We start from the raw sequence: 25930 nt of genomic DNA on the forward strand, positions 1-25930 counted from the left end.
TGAGCCGGATATAACCCAGTAGCCGCCAAGGCGATCTTCACCCCTGCGAAGCCTGCGTGAGGCGGACGGCCGCGTGCAGCCACCGACAGCTCGGTGCCTGACCAGAATCCGTTTGGGCTTGCCCCTTAGGGCAGCTCGCCAGCCAGGGATGGCGCGGCGCGGCAGCTATCCTGCCCGGAGGGTCGGAGAAGGCGGATGGCTGCGTGAAGATCGACTGGTCGTGGCTGGTCCCGGTGCTTGTCTCCTTGGGGGCAGCTCTCATCGCACTGTCCCAGGTGGTGCTGGGACGGCGAGGGAACCGCCTGGCCGAGTCCGCCGATCAAGGCGACGTTGCGAAGGCGTGGGCGGCACTCGTTGATGAGTGGCGGCTTGCCCTGCTGGTCGCTGGGCATCCCACCGCTGCGACTCGTGACGAGTCCGCGCAGTATCACCAGGTCCTCGCGCGCTACCGGGATGCCCGTATCAGCTTCGTCAACGCGATGGACAACGGTGGACGTGAGGCGAGCGCTTCTGGGGACCACCCTCAGCTCGACCGCGCTATAGCCGATGAGCTAGAGGCGGTGGAGGCGCTGGGCACATATCGTGCCGCCGTCGAGCGCGTACTTGAGCACCTAGCCGAGGTTGCCGACCGGGTGGTCCGCAGAAGGCTTACCGTGGCCGCGGCCTACGCCGCCCTCGGCCGCGACATCGTCCGAGCTCGGCCCGCGCTGCGCCGTCTACTTGCAATCAGCGCGGACTCCGACGGCTGCCCCGGTTCGAGCTGGCCGGAAGTCCGTGGCTGGCAGTCGTTGACCCTAGACGAGGTCAGTCTGCGAGTCGGTTGGGGCGACGCCTTGGAACCGCACCGCGGTACAGCTGCGCGCATCTACCTGCTTGAGGACCTGCTCGCGGACTATGCCGTGCGCATCGGGGACGCGGGGCACGTCGGGCACTTCACACTTGCCAGCTACTGGGACGAGGACCTCGCCGACCTCGCCTCTCTGCCTGAGGTGTGGAGAGGGACCCGACCGGTTGGCCGCTGGGCGGCGCTGCGGTGGACATGGCGGGCCGCCGGGGTGGCCTTCAACGCCATGGGACGGCTTGGACGCCGTCCAAGCAACCCGCGGGTCACCGAGACACTGCTTGCTGCCTTTGAGGCTCGTCGCCCCCAGTGCGATCCTCGCTGGCTGGCCCCTCTTGACGTGGAGGAGGCAACTGGTCCGTCCGCGCTGAAGTGACAGGTAAGGCGTTCCTCAAGGAGGACTGGAGAACGCTCACGAGACTCGGCGGCATGGCGATCCAGCGGACGACCTACGGGCGACACTTCCCTGGCGACCCGCTGCTGACCGTTGCGCAGGCCGGCGAATACCTCGGCACCGGCGAACGGTTCATCCGCCGGCTCATCACTGAGCGCCGCATCGCCTACGTCAAAGTCGGCAAGTATGTGCGCCTGGAGCGCTCGGCGCTAGACGCCCTTGTGGACGCCGGCCGGGTCCACAGCCAGCGCTGATCAGCCAAGACGCTCGCTGAATCGCCCGCCAGGGTCGTGACGTGGCCAAGCGGACGTTCGGCACCGTCGACGAGCTTCCGAGCGGTCGCTATCGCGCTCGGTATCGCGGGCCCGACGGTCGGCGCCACGCCAAGGTCTTCGGCACCAAGGCCGACGCCTGGGCGTGGCTGGCCACCCAGCAGACGGACCTCCTCCGGAAGGCCTGGCGGGCTCCGACCGCCAGCCGGAGGACGGTGGGCGACTACGCCGAGGACTACCTCGCCCGCAACGACCTCCGCGCGAGCACCCGCGTCCTGTACGCGGGCCTGTGGCGCCACCACCTCGCCGAGCCATGGACCGACGTCCCCGTCGACGAGGTCACTCCCGCCGCCGTCCGCTCCTGGCACGCCAAGGCCGGCCGGGCGACCGGCCCGACAGCACTGGCGCAGGCGTACCGGCTCCTGCGGGCCATCCTCAACGTCGCGGTCGCCGACGAGGCCGTCGCCTCCAACCCCTGCCGATTGCGTGGCGCCGGCACGCCCAAGGCCTCCCGGCCGTCCCGCGCACTCACCGCGGCCGAGGCGCTGCAGCTAGCACAGCAACTGGGGAAGGACCGGAGAACCGAGCGCTACCGCGCCCTGCTGCTCGTCCTCGCCTTCGGCGGGCTCCGGTTCGGTGAGGCCACCGCATTGCGCCGGTCCGACGTCCTACCCGGTGGCCGGTTGCGCGTCGAGCGCTCGGTCCGACGCGTCGGCGGCCAGTGGGTGGTCGGCGAGCCTAAAACCGACGCCGGACATCGCACCGTGGCCCTCCCCGCCGCCATCGTGGCCCTAGTGGAGGAGCACTTGGAGAAGTACGTCGTCGCTTCCCCCGACGCCCTCCTGTTCAGCACCAGTTCCGGCGGCTACTTAGCCCGCAGCAACTGGAATGGGACCTTCCGCCGGGCCGCCGACGCCATCGGCTTACAGGCGGTTCGTCCTCACGAGCTCCGCCACACCGGCGCCACCCTCGCCGCTGCCACCGGAGCGACCACCAAGGAGCTCATGCGCCGGCTCGGCCACTCCTCCCCCGCCGCGGCCCTGCTCTACCAGCACGCCGCCGACGACCGCGACGCCGAGATCGCCCGTGCCCTCGACGCCATGCTGGGTGCGGCCGGCGAGTCATCGGAGGATGATCCGGACCGGGACGGCTAGTACGCCCGAGGGACGGTGGGTCACGCGTGGGTCATGCCGGACCGCTGGGTCACATGTGGGTCACGAGCCCTCGCCCGGAGGTCAAAGTAGACCGCTGACCAGCACAGACCGGGTCACAAGATCCTGCCTTCCAAGCTGGCCATGCCGGTTCGATCCCGGTCACCCGCTCCACGCGTCGCCGCGGGCGAACCGGACCGTCACCCTCCGGAGCAGCTCTGGGGAACCTCCGGACGGGCGATCCACGCTCCTGGGAGACACCTGTTCTCCGCTCCGTGCGTGACGACTCGGACCGCTAACCGCCCTCTGCGATCGGCTCGTCAGGCGCTCGGCGTCGGCTCACCTGCAGACGACGGGACTTCGTCGTACTGCTCCGGCGGGTTCTCACGATCCCATCGCTCACTCGACCGGCCGTACTGACCCTGCGTAGGCACGCGCTCGAGAGCATGTGAGGACTCTGCGGCGATCCCCGGATCCGGGACCGAACGACGCGAGACCCCCTAGCCGCTGACGATCCTGTTCCGCAATGTCCCCCTGCGTGACGGTCTCGTCATCGGTCTCGAGGGGGAGCCATGAGAACGACGCGCACGTCCTTGGTCATCGCCACTGCCGCCGTCGGACTGGTAGCCGGGGCTGGCCCCGCGCAAGGCGATCCGCTGCCGACGGAGCCCCAGACCATCCAGTTGCCCGGTACCGACACTGCTGGCGACGATGGCTACTGCCCGTTTGCAGTGACCATCGACTTCTTCAGCAACCAGCAGGTCACGGAGACGCCGCTGCCCAACGGGGCCACGGAGTTCCGCTTCACCGGCCATGCGGAGGCGATCGTGATCAATGACAAGACAGGCGAGTCGATCACCTACAACGTCAGCGGGCCTGGAAGGCAGACCGTCTTCCCCGATGGCTCCTTCACCATCGACGCGGCCGGCCCCAACCTCCTCTGGACATCCGTCGAGAACAGCCAACCCGCCGGAGTGCTGCAGCTCGCCTACACCACCGGCCGCGTGCGGTTGGCCGTCGATGAGAATGGCCAGACGGCCAGCTACCGGCTGAACGGCCGCTCCACGGACGTCTGCGCGGAGTTGGCGCCCTGACGTCGGACGGCACCGCCACAAGACCAGGCATGCGCACAGGCGGAGGCCCGCACGAGGTGAGGGGTTCTCTGCCTGCGCGGATGCCGGCCGAACTCGGTGGTGCTCACACGTCCGCTCGGTGGGCTGGGGCTCGGCTGAACCCCTAGCGCACGAGCGCACAGCGAAGGCTCCTCGGAGTCATCGGGAGATCGAACTCCCCTCACTACGTCACTGCAGCAGGCCGTTTCTCGTGACGGTGTCTCCCAGGCCGCCCGCAGAAGCGCCCGAAAACGTGAACGACAGGCTCGAAGCACCTGTCCGAGGCGCCCTCGCCGAGAGATCACGCAACGCCCTCAGGGCCGCACATCTCGCACTGGAGGTGCAGAAGGTCAAGGGGGACACACCCATCGACCTGGGGTAGGACGCGGCGCCCCGTCATCGCAGGTGGGGTGCTGCAGGCGTCACCGGCGAGGCTCGACCCCTAGCAGCCGGCCCACGGGATGAGGCCTTCCAGGTGGGCGTCATCTTGCGCCGGTTCCATCCGGGCACCTTCCAAGCTGGCCATGCCGGTTCGATCCCGGTCACCCGCTCTCCGCGCTCACTCGGCGATCCCCCGGGTGAGCAGCACGACCGTGACGAACGTCCGGTACAGCTCGACCGGGTCGGCGTCGGTGATCGAGACCTCCAGCACCCCGGTCCGCTCGACGCCGACGATGCGGCACGCCATCTCCGCCAGGTCCGCGTTGCGGAAGGTGACCTCCAGCGTGGCCGGTAGCTCGATGGCCGGCAGCCGCGCCGAGGAGAGCCCGCGCAGAGCGGCGGCAGCCCCCGACCGGATCAGCGCGCAGGCCTCGTCCGGGTGCAGGCTCTCGGCCGCGAACCGCGTGACCGAACGCTTGACGACGGCGGCCTCGATGCCCGGGCACACCGCGCGGGCCTCCTCGGCGGTGGTCTCGTCGCCGGTGACCAGCACGACCGGGACGCCGTGGCCGAGGGCGACCAGCGCGTTGATCCCCGACTCCCCCACCTCGACGCCGCCCAGCCGCACGCGGGCGATCGCCGCCGGATTGTAGGTGTGCGACAGCACCGAGGACGGGCCGCCCATCGAGCCGTGGTAGCTCACGAGGAAGACGGCGTCGAAGGACGCGTCGAGCCCCTCCATCATGTACGTCGGCTTGTGCCGCCCGGAGAGGTAGCGGGCACCACCGAGCAGCTCGCCAGGGCGCAGGTTCTGCATCGAGGAGTGCGAGTCGTTGACCAGGAACTCCGTCGCCCCGGCGTCCATCGCGCCGGCGATGGCCGCGTTCACCTCGTCCTGCAGCAACCGCCGGTAGTGGTCGTACTCGGCGCCCGGCCCGCGGCACTGGCCCCAGTCGACGACGCCGGCGGTGCCCTCCATGTCGGAGGAGAGGTAGACCTTCACCGCCCCATCCTCGACGGGGTGTTTCCTGTCCGGGTGACCACCCTCACCACCGGGGTCGTCGGGACCCTGCTGGCCGCCCTGCCCGCCGACCGCGTCCTCCTCGACGACGACGTCCTCGCCTCCTACCGGCACGACGAGGCCGAGTGGGCCCCGTCCGGGCGGCCGCTGGCCGTCGTCCGCCCGCGCGAGGCCCGCGAGGTGCAGGCCGTCGTCCGCGCCTGCCTGGAGCACCGGGTGCCGCTGGTGACCCGCGGCGCCGGGACCGGCCTGTCCGGCGGCGCCAACGCCGTCGACGGCTGCGTCGTCGTCTCCACCGAGGCCATGCGCGAGATCCGGGTGATCGACCCGGTCGAGCGCTACGCCGTCGTCCAGCCCGGCGTGGTCAACGACGACCTGCGTGCCGCCTGCGCCGCGCAGGGCCTCTGGTACCCGCCGGACCCGGCCAGCGCGCCCTGGTCGACCATCGGCGGCAACGTGGCCACCAACGCCGGCGGGCTGTGCTGCGTGAAGTACGGCGTCACCCGCGACTACGTCCTCGAGCTCGAGGTGGTCACCGGCACCGGCGAGCTGGTGCGGCTGGGCCGGCGGACGGCCAAGGGCGTCGTCGGCTACGACCTGGTCGGGCTGATGGTCGGCTCGGAGGGGACGCTCGGGGTGGTCACCGAGGTGACCGTGCGGCTGCGCCCGGCCCGGCCCGCCGAGCGGACCGTGGTCGGCTACTTCGCCTCGGTGGTCGACGCCGGCCGCGCGGTCGAGGCGATCGGCGCCGCGGGGATCGTCCCGTCGGCGCTGGAGCTGGTCGACCGGCACTGCCTGGCCGCCGTCGACGCGTGGAAGAACATGGGCCTGTCGGTCGACGCCGACGTCGTCCTCCTCGGCCGCACCGACGCCCCGGGCGAGGCCGGCGACGCCGAGGCCGCCGGCATGCTGCGCTGCTTCGAGGACGCCGGCGCCACCTGGGCGGCCGCCTCCACCGACGCCGAGGAGGCCGAGGCGCTGTTCTCCGCCCGCCGGCTGGCCTATCCCGCCGTCGAGCGGCTGGGCCCGGTCCTGACCGAGGACGTCTGCGTGCCCAAGGCCGCCGTCCCGGAGATGCTGGCGCGGATCGAGGCGGCGGCGCGACGCAACGACGTCCTCATCGCCAACATCGCGCACGCCGGCGACGGCAACCTGCACCCGCTGCTCATCACCCCGCCCGGCGACGACGCCGCGCGCGAGCGGGCGCAGGTCGCGTTCACCGAGATCATGGCCGACGCCGTGGACCTCGGCGGGACGGTGACCGGCGAGCACGGCGTCGGCCTGCTCAAGCGCTCCGGCCTGGCACTGGAGCAGAGCGCGGCGGTGGTGGCGATGCAGCGCGCGGTCAAGGCCGCCCTCGACCCGCACGGCATCCTCAACCCGGGCAAGGTCCTGCCCGACGAGGTGCCGGCGTGAGCGCGCACCTGGACGTCGAGGTCACGCGGCCCGGCGGCCGCACCCTGCACGTGCGGCGTCGGCCGGGCAGCACGCCGCCGGTGCTGGCGGTGCACGGGCTGAGCAGCACCTGCGGGCTGTGGGAGTGGGTGCTCGAGGAGGCGCCCGACGTCGACCTCGTCGCCGCCGACCTCAGCGGCCGCGGGCTGAGCACGCCGCGCTCCGACGTCTCCACGATCGCCGGGCACGTCGAGGACCAGGTCGCCGTCCTCGACGCCCTCGAGCTCGAGCGGGTCGACGTCGTCGGGATGTCGCTGGGCGCCTTCGTCGCCGTGCAGATGGCGGCCGCGCACCCCGACCGCGTGCGCACGCTGACCCTGCTCGACGGCGGCGTACCGATGGTCCGACGTCCCACGCGCCGCGAGCAGCTCGAGGCCGCGTTCGCCGACCGGCTCGGCCGGCTGGCCACCGACTGGCCCGACCTCGGCGCCTACGTCGGGTACGTGGTCTCGCAGACCGCGCCGCTGCTCGACCCCACCGACCCGCTGCTCGCCCGCTGCCTCGCGCACGACCTCGAGCGCGGGACCGATGGCGGCCGGGTGCGGCTGGACGGCCGCGCCCTGGTCGACGACGCCGCCGACGTCTTCCTCACCGGCACCGCCGCCGAGGCGCTGGTCGCGCTGCGGGTGCCGGCGCAGCTGCTGTACGCGGAGTGGAGCACGGGCGCCGGGACGCCGCCGGCGTACACCACCGACGAGGTGGCGGCGGTGGTCGCGGTGCACGGGTCGCTGGTGCAGGCCGGGCTGCTGCCCGGCCACGACCACGCCGGTGTGGTCATGACGCGGACCGGCGCCGCCGCGTCGGTGGCGGCGCTGCGCCGCTCCCTCGCCCGCGCCTGACCGCGTCGGGGCCCGGTCGCCGACCGGGCCCCGCGTGCGTCAGTGGTGGTACGCGTGGACGACGGCGTGGCCGAGGCCGCGCCCCATGAGCCAGCGGTTGAGCGGCAGGGTGACGACGAACGCCACCGCGAGGGCGCCGGCCAGCGACAGCCAGAACAGCGCCGAGGACAGCCCCGCCTCCATGGCGCCGGGCACGCTGACCAGGACGGCGTTGTCGACGAGCTCCATGACGGCGATCGAGACGGTGTCGGCCGCCAGCGCCACCTTGAGCGCCGCGCGGAACGTCAGGCCGGCGCGCAGGACGCCGCGCATCGTGAGGGCGTAGCCGAAGACGAAGGCCAGCGCGACGGCCAGGACGACGGTGGCCGCGGTGGACCAGCCGAGCGCGGTGCCGATCACCACGCCGAGCACCTCGCCGATGGCGCAGCCGGTGAGGCAGTGCAGCGTGGCCTGGGCGGCGGCGCTCCAGGGCACGGATGCCCGGGAGCCCGGGTCTGAGCCCGTGTGGTCCTGGTGGGTCGGGTGGGTGTGGTCGGTCTGCATGTCGCCTCCTCCGTGGACGACGACAGGTATACCCCCAGGGGGTACCTGACACAACCCCCGGACGCACCACCGCCTCCCGTCCCGGGGCGGGACGGGAGGCGGTGGGGCGGTCGTGCGGGCGGTCAGCCTGCGGCGGGCTCCGCGTCCGGCGTCGCCGGCAGTCCGAGCCGGGCGAACAGGTCGTTGTCCAGGTCGAGGAAGCTCGTCTGGTGCCGGATGCGGCCGTCCTCGATCTCCAGGACGTGCAGCGCCCACGGCGCGTGCCCGCCGTCGGCCGTCGGCCGCCACTGGGCGACCGCCGGGCAGCCGTTGGCCTCGGTGAGCATCACCCGCGAGTCCTTGCACCCGCTGCCGGGGCCGAGCATCCAGGTGCCGATGTCGGCGGCGCTGCCCAGCCACATCTCGAACGGCGGCATGTGCTGGGTGGCGTCCTCGTGCAGCAGGGCGACGAAGGCGTCGATGTCGTAGCGCTCGAAGGCGTCGAGGTAGCGGGCCAGCAGGTCGCGGTGGTCGGCGTCGAGGGGCCGCTCCTCCGGGGTGCCGCCCATCGCCGCCAGCGTCGCGCGGGCACGCTGCAGGGCGCTGTTGACCGAGGCGACGGTGCTCTCCAGCAGGGTGGCGACCTCGTCGGCGTGCCAGCGCAGCACGTCGCGCAGCAGCAGCACGGCGCGCTGGCGCGGGGGCAGGTGCTGCAGCGCGGCCACGAAGGCCAGCCGCACCGACTCGCGGGCCACCGCGCGCTCGGCAGGGTCGCCGTCCTCGGGCAGGACCGCGCGGTCGAGCACCGGCTCGACCCACGCCTCGGCCGGCCGCTTGGCCGCCAGGGACGCCTCGACGGGCGACCACGGCGACCCGGACAGGTCCATCGGCAGCGCCCGGCGCTGGCGGCCCGACAGCTGGTCGAGGCAGACGTTGGTGGCGATCCGGTACAGCCAGGACCGGAGCGAGGAGCGGCCCTCGAAGGAGGCGAAGCTCTTCCAGGCCCGGACCAGGGTCTCCTGCACCGCGTCGTCGGCGTCGAAGGACGACCCGAGCATCCGGTAGCAGTAGCCGGTCAGCTCTCTGCGGTGCTCGAGCAGCCGCGGGTCGAGCTCGTCGGCCACCCCGCTCAGCACGCTGGTCACGCGGACCACCTCTCCCTCGTCGGCTCCCCGTCGGCGGGCGTCAGTCCACCACGGGGGACCGACGGAACGGGAGTCCCCGACGGCCTGACCCGTGCCCGGACGCCGACCGCCCCGCCGGAGGGCTCCGGCGGGGCGGTCGGGTCGCGCTGCGGACGGTGCGTCAGGGAACCAGCAGCGCGCCGCTGCGGACCAGCCGCCAGTTCTCGACGGCGAAGTCCGCCGGGTCGATGACCCCGGTCGACTGCGCCCGGTCGATGAGCAGCTGGCGGATCTCCTGCTGCTCGTTGTAGACCACCGGCGCGGTCGAGATGCCCGGGAACCCGCCGCCGCCGGAGCGCCGGTAGTTGTTCACCGCGACGACGAACACCTCGTCGTCGGCCACCGGCTGCCCGTCGTGGGAGAGGCCGACGATCCGCGACCCGACCGGCTGCGCGACGTCGACGTCATAGGTGACGCCGGACAGCTGGTCGTAGTTGTAGTCCGGGATCCCGTTCGGGGCCTCGGGTGCCACGGCGTTGGTCAGCGACGCCGGGTCGACCGCACCGGTGGCCGGTGCCGTCCGGTAGTACCGGGCCGAGTACTCGAGGTAGGCGCGGACCTGGGCGCCGGTGAGGGTCACCGCCTCGAGCGTGTTGTCGTAGACGTAGAGCCCGGCGATGTCGCGGACGGTGACGTCGCCCTGCGGGAAGACCGCGTCCCGGCTGAACGGCGCGGCGATCGAGAGCACCGGCAGGTCGGCGTACTCCGTGCCCTCCAGCGCGGCGCCGACCGTGTCGGTCTGCACGTCCTGGATGAAGTCGAGGATCGGGGTGTCCTCCCACGGGCTGGTGGCCGCGGGCAGCGCCTCCGCCGAGGTGGCGACCACCTGGTTGACGTACTCGACCGTGCGGGCGTGCGCGTCCGCCGTCGCGGCGAGCACCGCCGGGTCCTCGGGGTACCGGTCGGTGCGCAGCGCGGTGGCCGCGGTGCTGACGACGTCCCACTGGCCGCGGACCTTCTCCAGCCCGATGTCGACCTGGGACACCGTGGCGCCCCAGCGGTAGGGCTGGGTCAGCAGGACGTCCTCGCCGGTGACCTCGTTGACGACCACCTGGCTCGGGGCGTTGCGGTGGGTGTGGCCGACCACCATGGCGTCGATGCCGGGCACCGTCCGCGCGATGACGTCGGCCGGGTTCTCGGTCGGGGCCTGGGCGGGGTCGTAGGACGACGTGCCGCCCACGCCGGCGTGCGACAGCACCACGACGACGTCGGCCTGCCGGTCGACGACCGGCACCCACCGCTCCGCCGCCTCGACCATGTCCTGGAACTCCACCCGGCCCTCGACGTTGCCGCGGTCCCAGATCGCCGAGCCCGGCGTGGTCAGCCCGAGGATGCCCACGGTGACCGGCTTGTGACCGGGCACGTGCATCCGCCGCAGCGTGTAGGGCTGCAGGTACGGCTCGCCGGTGGCGGCGTCGACGACGTTGGCACCGAGCACCGGGTGGTCGACGTCCTCGGTGTAGGCCTGCAGCAGGTCGAGGCCGTAGTTGAACTCGTGGTTGCCCACGACCTGGGCGTCGTAGCCGATCGCGTCGTAGGCGGCGGCCATCGGGTGCTCGGCGCCGGTCTCGGTGACCGGCTCCTGCCGCGCGTAGTAGTAGCTCAGCGGCGTGCCCTGCAGGAAGTCGCCGTTGTCGACGACGAGGACGCTGTCCTCCCCCTTGTCGGCGCGCACCTGGTCCACCACCGAGCCGACCCGGGCCAGGCCGGTGGCGTAGCCCGCCGACTCGGTGTAGCGCGCGTCCCTGAAGTAGTCCCAGTCCTGCACCCGGCCGTGCAGGTCGGTGGTGGCCAGCAGCGTGATGTCGAGCTCGTCGGACGGACCGCCCGGCGCCGCCGCCGCGGGCGTCGCCGCCCCGGCGGTCACCGCCAGCACGGCCATCCCGGCCGACAGGGCCGCGGCCCGGTACCTGCGTCGTTGCATGTGTACGAGATCCCCTCGGTGTGCGGCGCCCGTGCGTCCCGGGCGCCGGGCGACGCTAACTGCCGAGGGTGACGTTCCCGTCACACAGGGGTCTCTACTGGTAGCTGATCAGCTGGGGACGCGGGGAGACCTGCGCGATCGTCTCCTCGGGCGTGAGCATCGGGGCGTCCTCGTCGTAGAAGTTCTTCCAGCCCCAGGCCAGCCCCTCCGGGCCGACGCCCTGCAGCACCCGCCAGGTCTCCTGCTTGCTGCCCTGCGGCCCCTGCCCGTCGGCGTGCACCATGACGGCGACCTCGTCGCGGGACAGGTCCACCTGCTCGCGGCCGGGGATCATGTCGACGCGGAACTGGTGCAGCACCAGCAGCTTCTGCGGCAGCCGGTTCTCGCGGGTCAGGTCGGCCAGCCAGGTCACCACCCGGTTGACCTCCTCGATGCCCACCGAGCCGATCTGGGTCAGGTGCACCTGGTCGGGCGCCAGCCGCCACTCCGGGTCCAGCGCCAGCCCGACGTGGGGCAGCTCCAGCAGTTCGCGGTAGCGCTCGGCCTGGGCGACGAAGTCGTTGCGGCCCGGCTGCAGGTCGAGCACGACGTACAGGCCGGCCGCGCCCGCGGCCTCCACCCACGGGCGGAGCTGCTCGACCGGCGCCTCGTAGGAGTAGTCGTTCTCCTCGGTCGGGAACTCCGAGGCGACCGTGGCGATGATCTCGAAGGCCGGGACGACGGTGGCGTCAGGGACCAGCGCCTCGTAGGGCGCGGCGGTGTCGCGGGCCCGCTGGACGGCGGCGTCGGCGTCCTGCTCCCCCAGGACGCCCAGCGCGCCGGTGCCCGGGTGCCCGTAGAGGGCGACCATGAAGTGCTGCGGGAACAGCGTCTGACCGCCGCCGGGCAGCTGGGTGCCGGTGGCGGCCGTCTCGACCTTCCAGTCCAGGCCGTCCTCGGCGCCGAAGCCGGTCCCGAGCGCGACGACGGTCTCGGCTCCCGCGATCGCGTCGACGGCGTCGGCCGAGGCACGCGGGTCGGTCTGCCCGGCGGTCACCTGCACGCTCGCGCCGGCGGCCCGGGCGGTGGCGACGCCGGCCAGCGACTCGGCGCTGCCGGAGGCGAGGACCACCGTGGCGTCCAGCGGCTCGGCGCGGGTCACCGGCGGCAGCTCCCCGTCGGCCTCGCCCTCGGCCGGGTCGGCGTCCTCGGGCCGCAGGGCGGCGGGGGCGTCGGGGTCGAGCGCCGCGACGGCGGCCGCGTCGCCGTCCTCCGGCACGGCGTCGGCCTCGGCGAGGTCCAGCCCGGTGGCGGCGGCGACGGCGTCGGGGCTGGCCCGCACGGCGACGACGTCGGCGTCCCCGGGCGCGGAGTCGGCGCCCACGGCGAGCACCGTCTGCGCGCCCAGCCGGTCGAGCTCCCCGGCGACGGCGTCGTCGGAGCCCTCGCCCTCGGGGTCGAGCAGCAGCGGCACGCCCAGGCCGACGGCGGCCGAGGCGCCCAGCAGGGTGGCCGCGCGGTCGCCGTCCGGCGCGACGACGACCACGCCCGCCTCGTCGAACAGCGCGCGGCTGGCGCTGACGGCGGAGGCCACGGGCTCGGCGTCGGCCACGACGGTCAGCCGCTGGTCGGGGGCGGACGTGGCCACCGCCGCGGCGTCGGCGCCCTCGTCCTCCCCGGCCGCCGAGGACGTGCAGCCGGCGGTCAGGAGGAGGGCACTGAGCACGACCGGCACCGCCCTGGGGCGCATGGGGACCTCCGTCCGCCGGGCACGTGGCCACGCGGGGGCGCGGCGCCGTCGGCACGCTCCGGCAGGCCCCGACAGTAGCCAGCCCCCTGGACACCGGCGCGCCGCGACCGGGAGCATCCCCGTCCGATGAGCGGCGCGGGAACGGGTGTCGGGCCAGCCCGACAGCGGATCGGCCGGGTGACGGGATCGGCCGGGCCGTCTCCCGTCAGCAGGCTCGCACCATGACCACCGACACCCTGGTGATGCCCTCCGTGACCGAGCCACCGCACGCGCGCCGCCTGCGCCAGGCCCTCCTCGACTCCGGCTACGCGCTGCTGTCCCTGCCCGTCGGCGTGTTCTTCTTCGTCGTCACCGTGACCGGCCTGGCCGTCGGGATCGGCACCGTGGTGATCTGGATCGGCCTGGCCGTCCTCGCCGTCACCCTGCTGGCCGCCCGCGGCTCGGCCACCCTCGAGCGGGCGCAGCTGCCGGCGGTCCTCGGCCGGCCGGTCCCCCGCCCCGCCTATCTGCCCGCCGAGGGCGGCGCGGTCCGCCGGCTGCTCACCCCGCTGCGCGACCCGCAGTCCTGGCTCGACGCCCTGCACGCGGTGCTGCGCCTCCCGCTGGCCGTGCTCGCCTTCTCCCTGACCGTCGCGTTCTGGGCGCTCGCCCTCGGCGGGATCACCTACGGCCTGTGGGACTGGGCGCTGCCCCAGGAGGGCAACGAGGATCTCTTCGAGCTGCTCGGCTTCGAGGGCGGCACGAGCCTGCGCGTGGTCGGCTACACGCTCATCGGCCTGCTGGCCGCGGCCGCGCTGCCGTTCGTCGTCCGCGCCGTCGCGCTGCTGCAGGCGCAGCTGGGCAGGGTGCTGCTCACCTCGCGGGCGGCCACCCAGGCCGAGCTCGGGCGGCTCTCCCGCGGCCGTGACGCCGCCGTCGCCGCCGAGGCGGTGGCCCTGCGCCGGCTCGAGCGCGACATCCACGACGGCCCGCAGCAGCACCTCGTGCGCCTGGGCATGGACCTCTCCCGCGCCCAGCGGCAGCTCGACCGCGACCCCGCCGCCGCCCGCACCACGCTCGTCGAGGCCGGCGTCCTGGCCCGCGAGGCGCTGGAGGAGCTGCGGGCGCTGTCGCGCGGCATCGCGCCGCCGGTGCTCGCCGACCGCGGCCTCGCCGCCGCGCTGGCCGCGCTGGCCGCCCGCTCGCCTGTGCCGGTGGAGCTGGCCGTCGACCTGCCCGGGGAGCGGCTGGCGCCCGCCACCGAGAACACCGCCTACTTCGTCGTCAGCGAGGCACTGGCCAACGTCGCCAAGCACAGCGGCGCGTCGGTCTGCCGGGTCGAGGTCGCGCGGGCCGGCGACGTCCTGCGGGTCGTCGTCGAGGACGACGGCGAGGGCGGGGCGCTGCTCGTGCCCGGGCACGGCCTGGCCGGCCTCGCCGACCGGCTGCGCGCCGTCGACGGCGTCCTGACCGTCGAGAGCCCCCGCGGCGGGCCGACGAGGACCACCGCCGAGCTGCCGTGGGCATGAGCCCCGGCGACCGACCGCTGCGCGTGGTGCTCGGCGAGGACTCGGTCCTGCTCCGCGAGGGGCTGGTCCGGCTCCTCGAGGAGGCGGGCACCACCGTGGCGGCCGCGGTCGGCGACGGCCCGTCGCTGGTGCGCGCGGTGCTCGCCGAGCGCCCGGACGTGGCCGTCGTCGACGTCCGGATGCCGCCCACGCACACCGACGAGGGGCTGCGCGCCGCCGTGGAGGTCCGCCGGGTGGTCCCCGGGACGGCGGTGCTGGTGCTGTCGCAGTACGTCGAGGTGGCCTACGCCGACGAGCTGCTCGCCGACGGCCGCGGCGGGGTGGGCTACCTGCTCAAGGACCGGGTGACCGACCTCGACCAGCTGCTGGCCGCCCTCGGCGAGGTGGTGGCCGGCGGCACCGTCCTCGACCCGCAGGTCGTGGCGCAACTGTTCGCCCGCCGCCGCGCCGACGACCCCGTCCGCCGGCTGACCCCGCGCGAGCGGGAGGTGCTCGGGCTGATCGCCGAGGGCCACTCCAACACCGCGATCGCCCGGCAGCTGGTGGTCACCCCCGGCGCGGTGGAGAAGCACACCCAGCGGATCTTCGCCAAGCTCGGCCTGGCGCCCGACGAGGAGCGCAACAGCCGGGTGATGGCCACGCTGGCCTACCTCCGCGGCTGACCCTCCAGGTTGGCGACCATCCGGGCCAGGCCCGCGACGGTCGCCGCGTACTCCTCGGCCGACAGCCCCTCGGCGACGCGGCGGCGGAACGCGGCGACGGCGCCCGCGAGCCGGCCGTGCGCGCCCCGGCCGTCGTGGGTCAGCGCGAGGAGGCCTGCGTGCTCCTCGACCCAGTCGCGGGCGGCGAGGTCGGCGAGGACGCCGTCGACCCGGGCCGGCGTCGCGAACGGGGCGAGGGCGGCGTCCAGGTCCGGGCGCGCCGACGGGGCGGCGGCGAGGGTGTCGAGCACCTGCCAGTGCCGCCGGGACAGTCCCTCGGCCGCGACGACGTCGTCGAGACCCCGCTCGAGCAGCTCGTCGAGCCGCTTCACCCACCACCCGACCGGCCGCTGCTGCTGCACCCCCGGATGCTCGCACCGGAACGCGGTCGCGGGCCGTCGTCCCCTCCCGGTAGACAGCAGGGGTGACCGATCCCGCTGACCTCCGCCCCGTCACGACCGAGGAGTGGCCCGCCTTCAGCCGGGCGATGATGGAGGTCTTCGGCGACGAGCCGGTCGGCGACTTCACCGAGAAGCCGCCGCCGGTGGCCGAGCTCGACCGCTCCCTGGCCCTGTGGGCCGACGACGGCCGGGTGGCCGCCACGGCGGGCATCTACAGCCGGCAGCTGACCGTGCCCGGCGCCGTCGTGCCGTGCGCGGGCGTCACCTGGGTGACCGTCTCCCCCACGCACCGCCGCCGCGGCGTGCTCACCGCGGTGATGCGGCGCCAGCTCACCGAGCTGCACGAGCAGGGCGGCGAGCCGCTGGCCGGGCTCTGGGCCTCCGAGGGCGGCATCTACGGCCGGTTCGGGTACGCGGTGGCCACCCAGCGGGGCAACCTGCGCGGCCGCACGCGGCAGATGGCCTTCCGTCCCGACGTCGACCTGGGCACCGGCACCGTGGCACCGGTCGACGCCGATGCCTACCGGGACGGCGCCGCGCGGGTGCACGAGGCGCTGCGCCGCTGGGTCCCCGGGAACATGGAGCGCGACGAGCGCTGGTGGGGCCGGCTGCTGCGCGACCCCGTCGAGCACCGCCACCGCGCGAGCGCGCGCCGGTACCTCCTGCACCGCGAGGCCGACGGGGAGGTCACCGGGTACGCCGCCTTCCACGTGCGGTCGCGCTGGACCGACGACGGCGCGCCCGACGGCACCGTCGTCGTCGAGGAGGTGCGCGCCCGCAGCACGCCCGCGTACGCCGCCCTGTGGCGGTATCTGCTCGACCTGGACCTGGTGCGGTCGGTGGAGTCCGGCTACGCACCCGACGAGGACCCGCTGCGCCACCTGCTGGCCGACCCGCGGGCACTGCTCGCCCGGCCGCTGGACGGACTGTGGCTGCGGCTGGTCGACGTCGGCCGGGCGCTGGCGGCCCGCCGCTACCCCGCGCCGATCGACATGGTGCTCGAGGTGCGCGACCGGTTCTGCCCCTGGAACGATGGGCGCTGGTGGCTGCGCGGGCACCCGGCCGGGGCCTTCTGCGCCCCCACCGACGGCGACCCCGACCTGGTGGTCGACGTCGAGGCGCTCGCGGCGGCCTACCTCGGCGGCGTCTCGCTGGGCACGCTGCAGGCGGCCGGCCGGGTCACCGAGGTGAGTCCCGGAGCGGTCACCCAGGCCGCGACGGCGTTCTCCTGGCCGGTGAGCCCGTACTGCCCCGACCAGTTCTGAGGAGCCTCAGACGACGTCGGCGCGGGTGGGCAGGCCGCCGGCGGGACGGTGCCGGTTCTGCTCGTAGTCGCTGATCAGGCCGATCCGGCGGACGTGCCGCTCCTCGTCGCTCCACGGGGAGGCGAGGAAGTGCAGCACCAGCGCGGTGGCCTCCTCGATCGAGTGCTGGCGGGCGCCGATCGCGCACACGTTGGCGTCGTTGTGCGCCCGCGCGAGCTCGGCGGTCTCCCGGTTCCAGACGAGGGCGGCGCGGACGCCGGGCACCTTGTTGGCCGCGATCTGCTCGCCGTTGCCCGACCCGCCGATGACCACGCCGAGGCTGCCCGGCTCGACGACCACCCGCTCGCCGACCTCGAAGCAGAACGGCGGGTAGTCGTCCTGCGGGTCGTAGTCGTGGGCGCCGCAGTCGACCGGCTCGTGCCCGGCCTCGGTGAGCGCCTGCTTGAGGTGCTCCTTGAAGTCCAGTCCGGCGTGGTCGGTGCCGACGAAGACGCGCATGGCCCGAGTCTGTCAGGGTCGGTACGTGGCGGTGCTCGGGGTCGACGGCTGGCGCGGGCGCTGGGTGGGCGCCCTCCTGGAGGGCCGCACCGTGACCCTGCTGGCGCTCCACGACGTCGACGCCGTCCTCGCCGTGCCGGACGTCGAGGTGGTGGGCATCGACATGCCGATCGGCCTGTCCGACGACCGCGCGCGGGCCTGCGACGTCGCGGCGCGGCGCCTGCTCGGCAGAGCGGGGAGCTCGGTCTTCGCCGCCCCCGTGCGGGCGGTGCTCGGCACCGACGACTACGCCGAGGCACGCGCGCTGTCGGTGGCGGCCACCGGGGGGACCTCCCTCTCGGCGCAGGCGTTCCAGCTGGTCCGGTCGATCCGGTCGCTCGACGACGCGCTGGGCGACCCGCCGTCGGAGCGCGTGGTCGAGGTCCATCCCGAGCTCGCCTTCCGGCTCGGGCTGGGCGGGGTCGCCGATCCGAAGGTCACCGCCCGCGGGCTCGCACAGCGGCTCGCCGCACTGCGACCGGTGATGGCCGTGGACACCGCGCTGCTCGGGGCTCCCCCGCTGGTCCCCGCCGTCGACGCGCTCGACGCCTGCGCCGCCGCCTGGTCGGCCCGGCGGGTGGCCGACGGCGTCGCGGAGTGCGTGGGCGACGGCGCCCCCGACGCCCGGGGCCGGCCGATGCGGATCTGCTGGTGACCTTCCGGGAGGTCGCCGACGGGGTGTTCGTCCGGCGGCACGAGTCCCTCGACCTCAACTGCGGGCTCGTCGTGGGGAGGAGCGCCTGCCTCGTCGTCGACACCCGGTCGCACCTGGGTGAGGCCGCCGACCTGGTCGCCGCCGTCCGCCGGGTGACGCCCTCCCCGTGGACCGTCGTCGACACCCACGCCCACTACGACCACTGCTTCGGCAACGCCGCCTTCCGCCCCGCGACGATCTGGGGCTCCCGCGGCTGCGCGGCCGACCTGCTCGCCACTGGCGAGGCGCAGCGCGCCGCCCGGGTGGCCGAGCTGCTCGCCGCGGGGGACGCCGAGGGCGCCGAGCAGGTCCGGCTGGCGCCGCTGGACCCGCCGGACGCGCTGGTCGACGACGTGGCCGTGCTCGACGTCGGCGGGGTCGAGGTGGTGCTGCGGTTCCTCGGCCGCGGGCACACCGGGCACGACCTGGTGGTGGAGGTCGAGGACGGGGTCGTCTTCGCCGGGGACCTGGTCGAGGAGGGCGCCCCGCCGGCCTTCGACGACGCCTTCCCCGCCGAGTGGCCGGCGACCCTCGGGCGGCTGCACGCCATGGCCCGCGGCGCGGTGGTCCCGGGGCACGGCGCGGTCGTGGACGCCGCGTTCGTGGGCGCGCAGCGCGAGGAGCTGCTCGCGGTGCTGGCCGCCCTCCGGGAGGGCCGCCTCGACCGCGGCCCCTACCCCGAGGCGGTCATGCGGACGGCGGCGGAACGCCATTCGCGCGCGAATGGCGGGACGGGGACCTAGGTGAGGCGGCGGAGCACCGGCAGCGGCAGCACCCGCAGCAGCGCCGACACCGGCCGCCACGGCCACTCGGGCACGTAGGCGCGGACCGGCTCGCGCTCGATCGCGGCGACGAGGGCGTCGACGCCGGTGTCGAGGTCGACGGTGAACGGGCCGCGGCGACCGACGTTGATGTCGGTCTCGATGTAGCCGGGCAGCACGGTCGTGACCCGGATGCCGGTGCCGAGCAGGTCGGAGCGGATGCCCTCGGCCAGGGCGTTGAGGGCGGCCTTGCTGGCGCCGTAGGCGGTGCGGCTGCCCGTCATGCCGCGAACCGACGCCACCGAGCTGATCACCACCAGGTGGCCGGAGCCCTGCGCGCGGAACAGCTCGACGGCGGCCTCGCACTGCGCGTGCGTCCCGAGCACGTTCGTGGCCAGGACCGCCCGGTTGACCTCGGCGGCGCCGGTGCCGACCGAGGAGCCGTTGCCGATGCCGGCGTTGGCGACGAACCGGTCGACGCCACCGAGCTCCGCGGCCAGCGCGGGCACGCCCTCGGCGACCGCCTGCGGGTCGTCGACGTCGATCGCGGCGGTGACCACGCGGATACCGGGGTGGGCGGCGAGCAGCTCGTCGCGCAGCTCCTCGAGCAGCGGGAGCCGCCGGGCGGCCAGGGCGAGGTCGCGCCCCTGGGCGGCGAAGCGGCGGGCCATCCCCCTGCCGAGGCCGGAGCTGGCGCCGGTGAGCAGGATCCGCTGGCGGACGGGACGCGGCACGGCCGAGAGCATGCCACCGTGCACGTCCGCGGACCTGCACGGTGCGGCGCACCCCCACGGGCCCTCCGCCTCTTCACCGGGGCCGGGGCAGGGTCCCCACTGGGGTGTCGGCCTGCCGCGGGCCCGACCCGGGCGGCCGGCGGCGCCGGCCGGTCCGACCGGCCGGCGACCCGACGCACGACCGGAGGAGTCGTCATGGGACAGGCACGAGAGATCATGGACCGGATCACGGCGGCGGCCGGCGCGGGCGACCGGGATGCCCTCCTGCGGCTCTACGCGGCCGACGCCGTCGCCGAGACCCCGGAGGGCCGGCGACTCGACAGCCGGGAGGCCATCGCCGACGACCTGCTGTCGTTCGTGCAGGCGTTCCCCGACATGACCTGGGAGTCGAGGGCCACCTTCGAGGCCGGCGACACCGCGATCGACGAGGGCTGGGTCGTCGGCACCCACACCGGCGTGCTGAGCCTGCCCGACGGGGACGTGCCGCCGACCGGCCGGACCATGCGGCTGCGGGAGTGCGACCTGATCACGGTGCGGGACGGCGTGGCCGTCGCACACCGCTTCTACTACGACCGGCTCGAGCTGGTGTCACAGCTGGGGCTGGGTGAGGCCGCGGCGGCCGTGCCCGAGCCCCGGGCCGCCACCCGGAGCGAGCGGGCGTCCGAGGTCCCCGCCACCTGACCGCGCCCGCGCGACCGGCCCGGGGCGGCGCGGAGTCGCACCGCCCCGGGCCGCCGGGTCAGCGGCGGGTGAGCTCGAGGGTGTCGGCCGGCACCGAGTCCATGTCGGGGCCGGACGTGCGGGTCCGCTTGAGCTCCCAGAAGTCGGGCAGGTTGGCCAGCAGGACGGCGCCGTCGAAGGCCTTCCCGGCGTCCTCACCCGTGGGCACCCTGCTGATCACCGGCCCGAAGAACGCGACGCCGTCGATGTGCATGACCGGGGTGCCGACGTCGTCGCCGACCGGGTCCATGCCGGCGTGGTGGCTCTTCTCCAGCGCCTCGTCGTACTCGGTGGAGGTCGCCGCCTCGGCCAGCTCGGCCGGCAGCCCGACCTTCTCCAGCGCCGGCGCGACGATCTCGTCGAGCTCGAGCTCCTCGTGGTGCCGCAGCGTGCCCATGGCGGTGTAGAGGTCGCCGAGGACCTCGTCGCCGTGCGCCTGCGCGGCGGCGATCGCGACCCGGACCGGGCCGATCGCCTGCTCCATCATCTGCTGGTACTCCTCCGGCAGGTCCCGGCCGCGGTTGAGCACCGCCAGGGACATGACGTGCCAGTGCAGGTCGATGTCGCGCACCTTGGCCGCCTCCAGCACCCAGCGGCTGGTCAGCCACGCCCAGGGGCACAGCGGGTCGAACCAGAAGTCCACCCGGGCCTTCACCGGAGAGCTCTGCACTGCCTCGGTCATCCGTCGTCTCCCTCTCGTCGTCATCGCAGCCGGCCCGTGCGGCGCCGGCTCCTGCGGCTGCCAAGTGCGTGGTGGGGCCGCTTGTTCCCCCGTCCCCGGCGGGCGTGTCGGCCGTCCGTGGGAAGCTGCCCGGCGTGGCCGTACCCAACCTGACCCGCGACGACGCCGCCGCGCGCGCCCGCCTGCTGGCCGTCGACAGCTACGACCTGCAGTTCGACCTCACCGACGGGAACGGGCACCCGGGCACCGGGACCTTCCGCTCGACGACGACGGTCCGCTTCACCTGCCGCGAGCCCGGCGCCGCCTCGTTCATCGACCTGGTCGCCGAGACCGTCCGGTCGGCCACGCTCAACGGGGTCGAGCTCGACGTCTCCGCCTACACCGAGGAGGGCGGCCTGCCGCTGCCCGACCTCGCCGCCGACAACACCCTCGTGGTCGACGCCGACTGCCGGTACTCCAACTCCGGCGAGGGCCTGCACCGCTTCGAGGACCCCGAGGACGGGCAGGTCTACCTCTACACGCACTTCGAGCCGGCCGAGGCCAAGCGCGTGTTCGCCTGCTTCGACCAGCCCGACCTCAAGGGCACCTACGAGGTGCACGTCGTCGCGCCGTTCGACTGGCAGGTCGTCTCCAACACCGGCGGGCGCACCATCGAGGCGGGCCCGGGCGGTTCCCAGCTGGTGCACTTCGAGCCGACCAAGCGGCTGTCGACCTACCTCGTCGCGCTCATCGCCGGGCCCTACGCCCGGGTGACCGACGCCTACGAGGACATCGCGCTGGGGCTGTACTGCCGGGCCTCGCTGGCCGAGCACCTCGACCCCGAGGAGCTGTTCCGGGTCACCAAGCAGGGCTTCGAGTTCTACCACCGGGTGTTCGACTACCCGTACCCGTTCGACAAGTACGACCAGCTGTTCGTGCCGGAGTTCAACGCCGGCGCGATGGAGAACGCCGGGGCGGTCACCGTGCTGGAGGACTACGTCTTCCGCTCGCGCACCAGCCGGGCCCGCTACGAGCGGCGCGCCGAGACGGTGCTGCACGAGCTGGCGCACATGTGGTTCGGCGACCTCGTGACCATGCGCTGGTGGGACGACCTGTGGCTCAACGAGTCCTTCGCCACCTACATCTCCACGCTGTGCCAGGCCGAGGCCACCGAGTACACGACCGCGTGGACGACGTTCGCCAACGCCGAGAAGGCCTGGGCCTACGCGCAGGACCAGCTGCCCTCGACCCACCCGATCGCCGCGGACATGGTCGACGTCGCCGCCGTCGAGGTGAACTTCGACGGGATCACCTACGCCAAGGGCGCCTCGGTGCTCAAGCAGCTGGTGGCCTACGTCGGGCGCGAGGAGTTCCTCGCCGGGATCCGGAAGTACTTCCGCGACCACGAGTACGGCAACACCACGCTGGCCGACCTGCTCGACCCGCTGTCGGAGGCCACCGGCCGCGACCTCACCGCCTGGTCGGCGCAGTGGCTGGAGACCAGCCAGGTCAACACCCTGCGCCCGGTCTTCGAGCTCACCGACGACGGTCGCTACGCCTCGTTCGCCATCGAGCAGACCGCCGTCCCCGAGCACCCCGTGCTGCGCCGGCACCGGCTGGCCGTGGGCCTCTACGACCGCGGTCCCGACGGGCTGACCCGCACCACCCGCGTCGAGCTCGACGTCGACGGCGCCCGCACCGAGGTGGCCGACCTGGTCGGGCACCCGGCGGCCGACCTGGTGCTGGTCAACGACGACGACCTCACCTACGCCAAGCTGCGCCTCGACGAGCGCTCGCTGACCACGCTGCGCGAGGCGATCGGCAGCGTCCCCGACCCGCTGGCCCGCGCGCTGTGCTGGGCGGCGGCCTGGGACATGACCCGCGACGCCGAGCTGCCCGCCCGCGAGTGGGTGCAGCTGGTGCTGGCCGGCATCGACGCCGAGACCGAGACCAGCGTCGTGCAGTCGCTGCTGGCGCGCGTGCAGTCGGCGCTGACCTCCTACGCCGACCCGCAGTGGGCCGAGACCGGCTGGGCGGCCCTGGCCGACAAGGCCGTGCAGGCGCTGGAGTCGGCCGAGCCGGGCAGCGACGAGCAGCTGCAGTGGTCGCGGACGCTGGCCTCGGCCGCGCGCACCGAGGAGCACGCGGCGGTGCTGCGCGGGCTGCTCGACGGCTCGCGGACGGTCGAGGGGCTGGCCGTCGACGCCGACGCCCGCTGGGCCTTCCTCAACGGCCTGGTCGCCATCGGCGCGGCGGGGGACGCCGAGATCGACGCCGAGGCCGAGCGCGACGCCACCGCCACCGGGGTCCGCCGGGCCGCGACCGCGCGGGCGCTGCGCCCGACGGCCGAGGCCAAGGCCGACGCCTGGCAGCGCGCCTTCCACGACCCCGACGTGCCCAACGCCGTCCACGAGGCGCTGGTGGCCGGCTTCTGGCACCCCGCCCAGCGGGAGGTCACGGCCGAGTACGTCGAGCGGTACTTCGCCGAGATCGGCCCGATGTGGGACCGCCGGCCCGGCGAGATCGCCAAGAACGCCGTGCAGTACCTGTTCCCGCCGGTGGTCGAGGAGCACACGCTCAAGGCCGCCGACGCCTGGCTGGGCCAGGAGGGGCACCCGGCTCCGCTGCACCGGCTGGTCTCCGAGGGCCGTGACGGCATCGCCCGTGCGCTGCGCGCCCGGCAGCGGGACGCCGCCGAGAGCTGAACCGCCGAACACGAGAGGCCCAGGACCCGTCGGGTCCTGGGCCTCTCGCGTTCGAGCTGGTGGCCGCTAGTGACCGTGGGTGCGGTGGGGGTGGCCGGCCTGGTCGGACAGCTGCCGCAGGCCGTTGACGATGCCGCCCACGAGGTCGCCGGAGGCGAAGGAGTTGGTCATCGACAGCACCGCGAGCGCGCAGGCGCGGTCGGGCAGCCGGCGGGCGGCCGAGGCCCCGGTGACCACCTCGATGACCCGCTGGCCGGGCGAGACGGCCAGCAGCACCGAGTCGAGCGGGTCGCCGCCGCGGGCGTGCAGTTCCTCGGCGCGGATGCGGGTCGTGGGCCCGAGGTCGCCGATGTAGAGCGTGAACCGCAGGCCGGTCTCGCGCGAGGACATGGTCAGCGCCTCGTCGAGCCGCGCCAGCTCGCGGTAGCTGAAGATCGTGTCGTAGCCCTGGTCGGCCCGGGTCGGCGCGGTGTCCACCGTCCCGGTGTCGTGGGCGTCGGCATCCAGCACGCGGGTCATCGCCGGCCTCCTGGGGCGGTCGAGGAGAAGGGGGTCACGCCGGGGTCACCAGGTCCCGCGGGCGCCGCCGAGCGGACCGGCCGCCGCGGGCGCCGGCGCACCGGCCGAGACGGCGGTGGCGCCGTGCGAGCCGCCGGAGGACGGGCCGTGGCCGTCGGACGACCCGATGGCGGCGGGCTCGCCGTACAGCGAGGAACCGACGGCCTGGGTGTCGCCCTCGCCGGCGGCGTGCGTCGGCGCGTTCTCCGGCTGGGGCTCGTACCAGACCGGCTCGTGCTCCCAGGGCTGCCCCGGCTTGTACCGGAGGCCCTGGCGCTTGCGCCCGCCGGGCAGGTAGGTCAGCGCCCACAGGAGGAGGTACACCGCCAGCGGGGCCACGACGAAGACGAGCAGTGTCTCGACGACGGTCACGCCCCGGAATCTACCGCCCGCGCCGACCGGTCATGCGTCGGCGTGCCAGACCGGCGGGTGCCGGTGCGCCCACGGCCGGGCCTCCTCCAGCTGCGCCGACAGCGCGATCAGCGTGGCCTCGTCCGCCGGCCGCCCGACCAGCATGGTGCCGACCGGCAGGCCGTCGTCGGTCCAGTGCAGGGGCACGCTGACGGCGGGCTGCCCGGTGACGTTGTAGAGCGCGGGGAAGGCGGCGTAGCGCACCTGCCGCGCGAAGTCCGCGGCGCCGTCGCCGTCGGCGTCGAACCAGCCCAGCGGCCGCGGGGTCATCGTCGTCACCGGGGTGAGCACGACGTCGAAGACGTCGGTGGCCTGCACGTAGCGGCGGGAGAAGACGCGCAGGGAGTTGAGCGCCTCCATCGCCGCCTGCGCCGAGAGCGCCAGCCCGCGGGCCCGCAGCTCCCGGGTCAGCGGCCGCAGCTCCCCACCCCGGCCCGGCGGCACGACCAGGGTCGCCCCCGACAGCGCCCACACCTGCTCGAAGACGCCGAGGAGGTCGGGAGGCAGCAGGTCCCCCGGGACGTCGACCACCTCGTGCCCGAGCGACTCGAGCAGCCGGGCGGCGTCGTCGAGGGCGGCGGCCACCTCCGCCTCCAGCGCGACGCCCGGCATCGGGAACTCCAGCGCCCGGCCGATCCGCAGCCGCCCGACCGGACGGTCGGCGCAGCCGAGGAACGTCTCGCCGGGCGGGAGGGGCGGCGCCCACGTCGTGTCGCCGGGCACCGGGCCGGCCATGGCGTCGAGCATCGCGGCGGCGTCGCGGACCGTGCGGGCCAGCGGGCCGTGGGTGCCCAGGCCGGTGACGTCGCTGCCCAGCGGCGCGTTGCTGACCCGGCCGCGGGTGGGCTTGATGCCGAACAGGCCGTTGACGCTCGCCGGGATGCGGATCGAGCCGCCGCCGTCGCTGCCCTGCGCGAACGGCAGCATCCCGGCGGCGACCGCCACGGCCGCGCCGCCGCTGGAGCCGCCGGCCAGCCGGGTCGGGTCCCACGGGCAGCGGGCGGGACCGGCGACGTCGTTGTCGGTGTAGCAGGGAAAGCCGAACTCGGGGGTGTTGGTCTTGCCCACGCTGACCGTCCCGGCGGCGGCCAGTTTCGTGACGACCGCGTCATCGAAGCCGGGCACGAAGTCGGCGTAGACCGCGGAGCCGAAGGTGGTGCGGACGCCGGCGGTGTTGTTGAGGTCCTTGATCGCCGTCGGGACGCCGAGCAGGGGCGGGAGGTCACCGCCGCGCAGCGCCCGGGCCTCCGCCTCGGCGGCCGCGGCCAGCGCCCGCTCGGGTGTGACCGTGATGAACGCGCCGAGGCCGGCGTCGAGCGCCTCGACCCGGGCGAGCGCCGCCTCGACCAGTTCCACCGGGCTGACCGTCCGGTCGCGCACGGCGGCGGCCTGCTCCAGCGCGGTGAGCTCGTGCAGTTGCGTCCCGGTCACGGGCTGCGACGCTAGCCC

General features: G+C 74.4%; 25 protein-coding genes. 13 read left to right on the forward strand and 12 right to left on the reverse strand.

From position 1 onward, the window contains the following. The first annotated feature begins 203 nt into the window (after positions 1-203). The 4 genes from FN207_RS17695 (at position 204) to FN207_RS17710 (ending at position 3752) form a co-directional block, all read left to right on the forward strand. A complete protein-coding gene (locus tag FN207_RS17695) occupies positions 204-1217 on the forward strand; it encodes a hypothetical protein (protein WP_142459766.1) in 1014 nt (337 codons plus the stop codon). A 53-nt stretch (positions 1218-1270) separates the two neighbouring features. After that, a complete protein-coding gene (locus FN207_RS17700) occupies positions 1271-1489 on the forward strand; it encodes an excisionase family DNA-binding protein (protein WP_142459767.1) in 219 nt (72 codons plus the stop codon). Positions 1490-1530: 41 nt separating this feature from the next. Then, on the forward strand, positions 1531-2661 hold the full coding sequence (locus tag FN207_RS17705; RefSeq protein ID WP_142459768.1) for a site-specific integrase: 1131 nt from the start codon (positions 1531-1533) through the stop codon (positions 2659-2661). A gap of 569 nt (positions 2662-3230) precedes the next feature. Further along, the gene (locus FN207_RS17710) at positions 3231-3752 is read left to right on the forward strand and encodes a hypothetical protein (RefSeq protein WP_142459769.1); all 522 of its coding nucleotides are present in this window, start codon (positions 3231-3233) and stop codon (positions 3750-3752) included. A 577-nt stretch (positions 3753-4329) separates the two neighbouring features. Here FN207_RS17710 and FN207_RS17715 read toward each other — a convergent pair. Continuing rightward, positions 4330-5154 (reverse strand): M55 family metallopeptidase, encoded by an 825-nt coding sequence (locus FN207_RS17715; protein WP_142459770.1) that lies wholly within the window; start codon positions 5152-5154, stop codon positions 4330-4332. A 33-nt stretch (positions 5155-5187) separates the two neighbouring features. Between FN207_RS17715 and FN207_RS17720 the strand changes: the two genes are divergently transcribed. Both FN207_RS17720 and FN207_RS17725 read left to right on the forward strand, forming a co-directional pair. Further along, positions 5188-6588, forward strand: coding sequence for an FAD-binding oxidoreductase (locus FN207_RS17720; RefSeq protein ID WP_142459771.1), 1401 nt, complete (start codon positions 5188-5190; stop codon positions 6586-6588). Next, positions 6585-7466, forward strand: coding sequence for an alpha/beta fold hydrolase (locus tag FN207_RS17725; RefSeq protein WP_142459772.1), 882 nt, complete (start codon positions 6585-6587; stop codon positions 7464-7466). Before FN207_RS17720 ends, FN207_RS17725 begins: the two co-directional genes overlap by 4 nt. Before the next feature lie 39 nt (positions 7467-7505). Here the strand turns inward: FN207_RS17725 and FN207_RS17730 are convergent, their stop codons facing one another. The 4 genes from FN207_RS17730 to FN207_RS17745 all read right to left on the reverse strand — a co-directional run bounded on the left by FN207_RS17730 (position 7506) and on the right by FN207_RS17745 (position 12825). Beyond that, complete coding sequence (locus FN207_RS17730; protein WP_142459773.1) at positions 7506-8009, reverse strand: DUF4396 domain-containing protein; 504 nt, start codon at positions 8007-8009, stop codon at positions 7506-7508. Positions 8010-8131: 122 nt separating this feature from the next. Beyond that, complete coding sequence (locus FN207_RS17735) at positions 8132-9133, reverse strand: sigma-70 family RNA polymerase sigma factor (RefSeq protein WP_110906308.1); 1002 nt, start codon at positions 9131-9133, stop codon at positions 8132-8134. 160 nt (positions 9134-9293) lie between these two features. Continuing rightward, a complete protein-coding gene (locus tag FN207_RS17740) occupies positions 9294-11096 on the reverse strand; it encodes a bifunctional metallophosphatase/5'-nucleotidase (RefSeq protein WP_142459774.1) in 1803 nt (600 codons plus the stop codon). 94 nt (positions 11097-11190) lie between these two features. Then, positions 11191-12825 carry a hypothetical protein gene (locus FN207_RS17745; protein ID WP_142459775.1) on the reverse strand — a complete coding sequence of 545 codons (1635 nt, stop codon included), beginning with the start codon at positions 12823-12825 and terminating at the stop codon, positions 11191-11193. A gap of 221 nt (positions 12826-13046) precedes the next feature. Between FN207_RS17745 and FN207_RS17750 the strand changes: the two genes are divergently transcribed. Further along, on the forward strand, positions 13047-14333 hold the full coding sequence (locus FN207_RS17750; protein WP_142459776.1) for a sensor histidine kinase: 1287 nt from the start codon (positions 13047-13049) through the stop codon (positions 14331-14333). Further along, complete coding sequence (locus tag FN207_RS17755; protein WP_246066143.1) at positions 14330-14995, forward strand: LuxR C-terminal-related transcriptional regulator; 666 nt, start codon at positions 14330-14332, stop codon at positions 14993-14995. The genes FN207_RS17750 and FN207_RS17755 overlap by 4 nt, the downstream gene beginning before the upstream one ends. On the opposite strand, the gene FN207_RS17760 is transcribed toward FN207_RS17755, so the two are convergent. Further along, positions 14980-15396 carry a MarR family winged helix-turn-helix transcriptional regulator gene (locus tag FN207_RS17760; protein ID WP_142459777.1) on the reverse strand — a complete coding sequence of 139 codons (417 nt, stop codon included), beginning with the start codon at positions 15394-15396 and terminating at the stop codon, positions 14980-14982. The genes FN207_RS17755 and FN207_RS17760 overlap by 16 nt on opposite strands. Before the next feature lie 62 nt (positions 15397-15458). Here FN207_RS17760 and FN207_RS17765 point away from each other — a divergent pair, with 62 nt between their 5' ends. Beyond that, positions 15459-16700: a GNAT family N-acetyltransferase gene (locus tag FN207_RS17765; protein WP_142459778.1), complete on the forward strand. Its 1242-nt coding sequence runs from the start codon at positions 15459-15461 to the stop codon at positions 16698-16700. Between the two features lie 6 nt (positions 16701-16706). Here FN207_RS17765 and FN207_RS17770 read toward each other — a convergent pair whose 3' ends face one another. Beyond that, on the reverse strand, positions 16707-17198 hold the full coding sequence (locus tag FN207_RS17770) for a ribose-5-phosphate isomerase (protein ID WP_142459779.1): 492 nt from the start codon (positions 17196-17198) through the stop codon (positions 16707-16709). 25 nt (positions 17199-17223) lie between these two features. Between FN207_RS17770 and FN207_RS17775 the strand changes: the two genes are divergently transcribed. Beyond that, entirely contained in the window at positions 17224-17892 is a 669-nt protein-coding gene (locus tag FN207_RS17775) for a DUF429 domain-containing protein (protein ID WP_142459780.1), read from the forward strand. Beyond that, entirely contained in the window at positions 17889-18674 is a 786-nt protein-coding gene (locus tag FN207_RS17780; protein WP_246066144.1) for an MBL fold metallo-hydrolase, read from the forward strand. The genes FN207_RS17775 and FN207_RS17780 overlap by 4 nt, the downstream gene beginning before the upstream one ends. On the opposite strand, the gene FN207_RS17785 is transcribed toward FN207_RS17780, so the two are convergent. Continuing rightward, positions 18671-19426, reverse strand: a complete 756-nt coding sequence (locus FN207_RS17785) for an SDR family oxidoreductase (protein ID WP_142459781.1) — start codon at positions 19424-19426, stop codon at positions 18671-18673. The two genes, FN207_RS17780 and FN207_RS17785, sit on opposite strands and share 4 nt — an antisense overlap. 195 nt (positions 19427-19621) lie before the next feature. Between FN207_RS17785 and FN207_RS17790 the strand changes: the two genes are divergently transcribed. Then, positions 19622-20107: an ester cyclase gene (locus FN207_RS17790; protein ID WP_142459782.1), complete on the forward strand. Its 486-nt coding sequence runs from the start codon at positions 19622-19624 to the stop codon at positions 20105-20107. A 58-nt stretch (positions 20108-20165) separates the two neighbouring features. Here the strand turns inward: FN207_RS17790 and FN207_RS17795 are convergent, their stop codons facing one another. Beyond that, positions 20166-20828, reverse strand: a complete 663-nt coding sequence (locus FN207_RS17795; RefSeq protein WP_142459783.1) for a mycothiol-dependent nitroreductase Rv2466c family protein — start codon at positions 20826-20828, stop codon at positions 20166-20168. A 134-nt stretch (positions 20829-20962) separates the two neighbouring features. Here FN207_RS17795 and pepN point away from each other — a divergent pair, with 134 nt between their 5' ends. After that, entirely contained in the window at positions 20963-23512 is a 2550-nt protein-coding gene (gene pepN / locus FN207_RS17800; protein ID WP_142459784.1) for an aminopeptidase N, read from the forward strand. Positions 23513-23578: 66 nt separating this feature from the next. Here the strand turns inward: pepN and FN207_RS17805 are convergent, their stop codons facing one another. The 3 genes from FN207_RS17805 to FN207_RS17815 are packed head-to-tail and all read right to left on the reverse strand — an operon-like array spanning position 23579 to position 25912. After that, positions 23579-24031: a DUF5130 family protein gene (locus FN207_RS17805; RefSeq protein ID WP_142459785.1), complete on the reverse strand. Its 453-nt coding sequence runs from the start codon at positions 24029-24031 to the stop codon at positions 23579-23581. Positions 24032-24076: 45 nt separating this feature from the next. Further along, positions 24077-24442 carry an aa3-type cytochrome oxidase subunit CtaJ gene (gene ctaJ / locus FN207_RS17810; protein WP_142459786.1) on the reverse strand — a complete coding sequence of 122 codons (366 nt, stop codon included), beginning with the start codon at positions 24440-24442 and terminating at the stop codon, positions 24077-24079. Positions 24443-24472: 30 nt separating this feature from the next. After that, positions 24473-25912 carry an amidase gene (locus FN207_RS17815; protein ID WP_142459787.1) on the reverse strand — a complete coding sequence of 480 codons (1440 nt, stop codon included), beginning with the start codon at positions 25910-25912 and terminating at the stop codon, positions 24473-24475. Positions 25913-25930 lie beyond the last annotated feature (18 nt).

Origin of the sequence: Geodermatophilus aquaeductus (assembly GCF_900182545.1) — a bacterium.
In the GTDB taxonomy this organism is placed as follows: domain Bacteria; phylum Actinomycetota; class Actinomycetes; order Mycobacteriales; family Geodermatophilaceae; genus Geodermatophilus; species Geodermatophilus aquaeductus.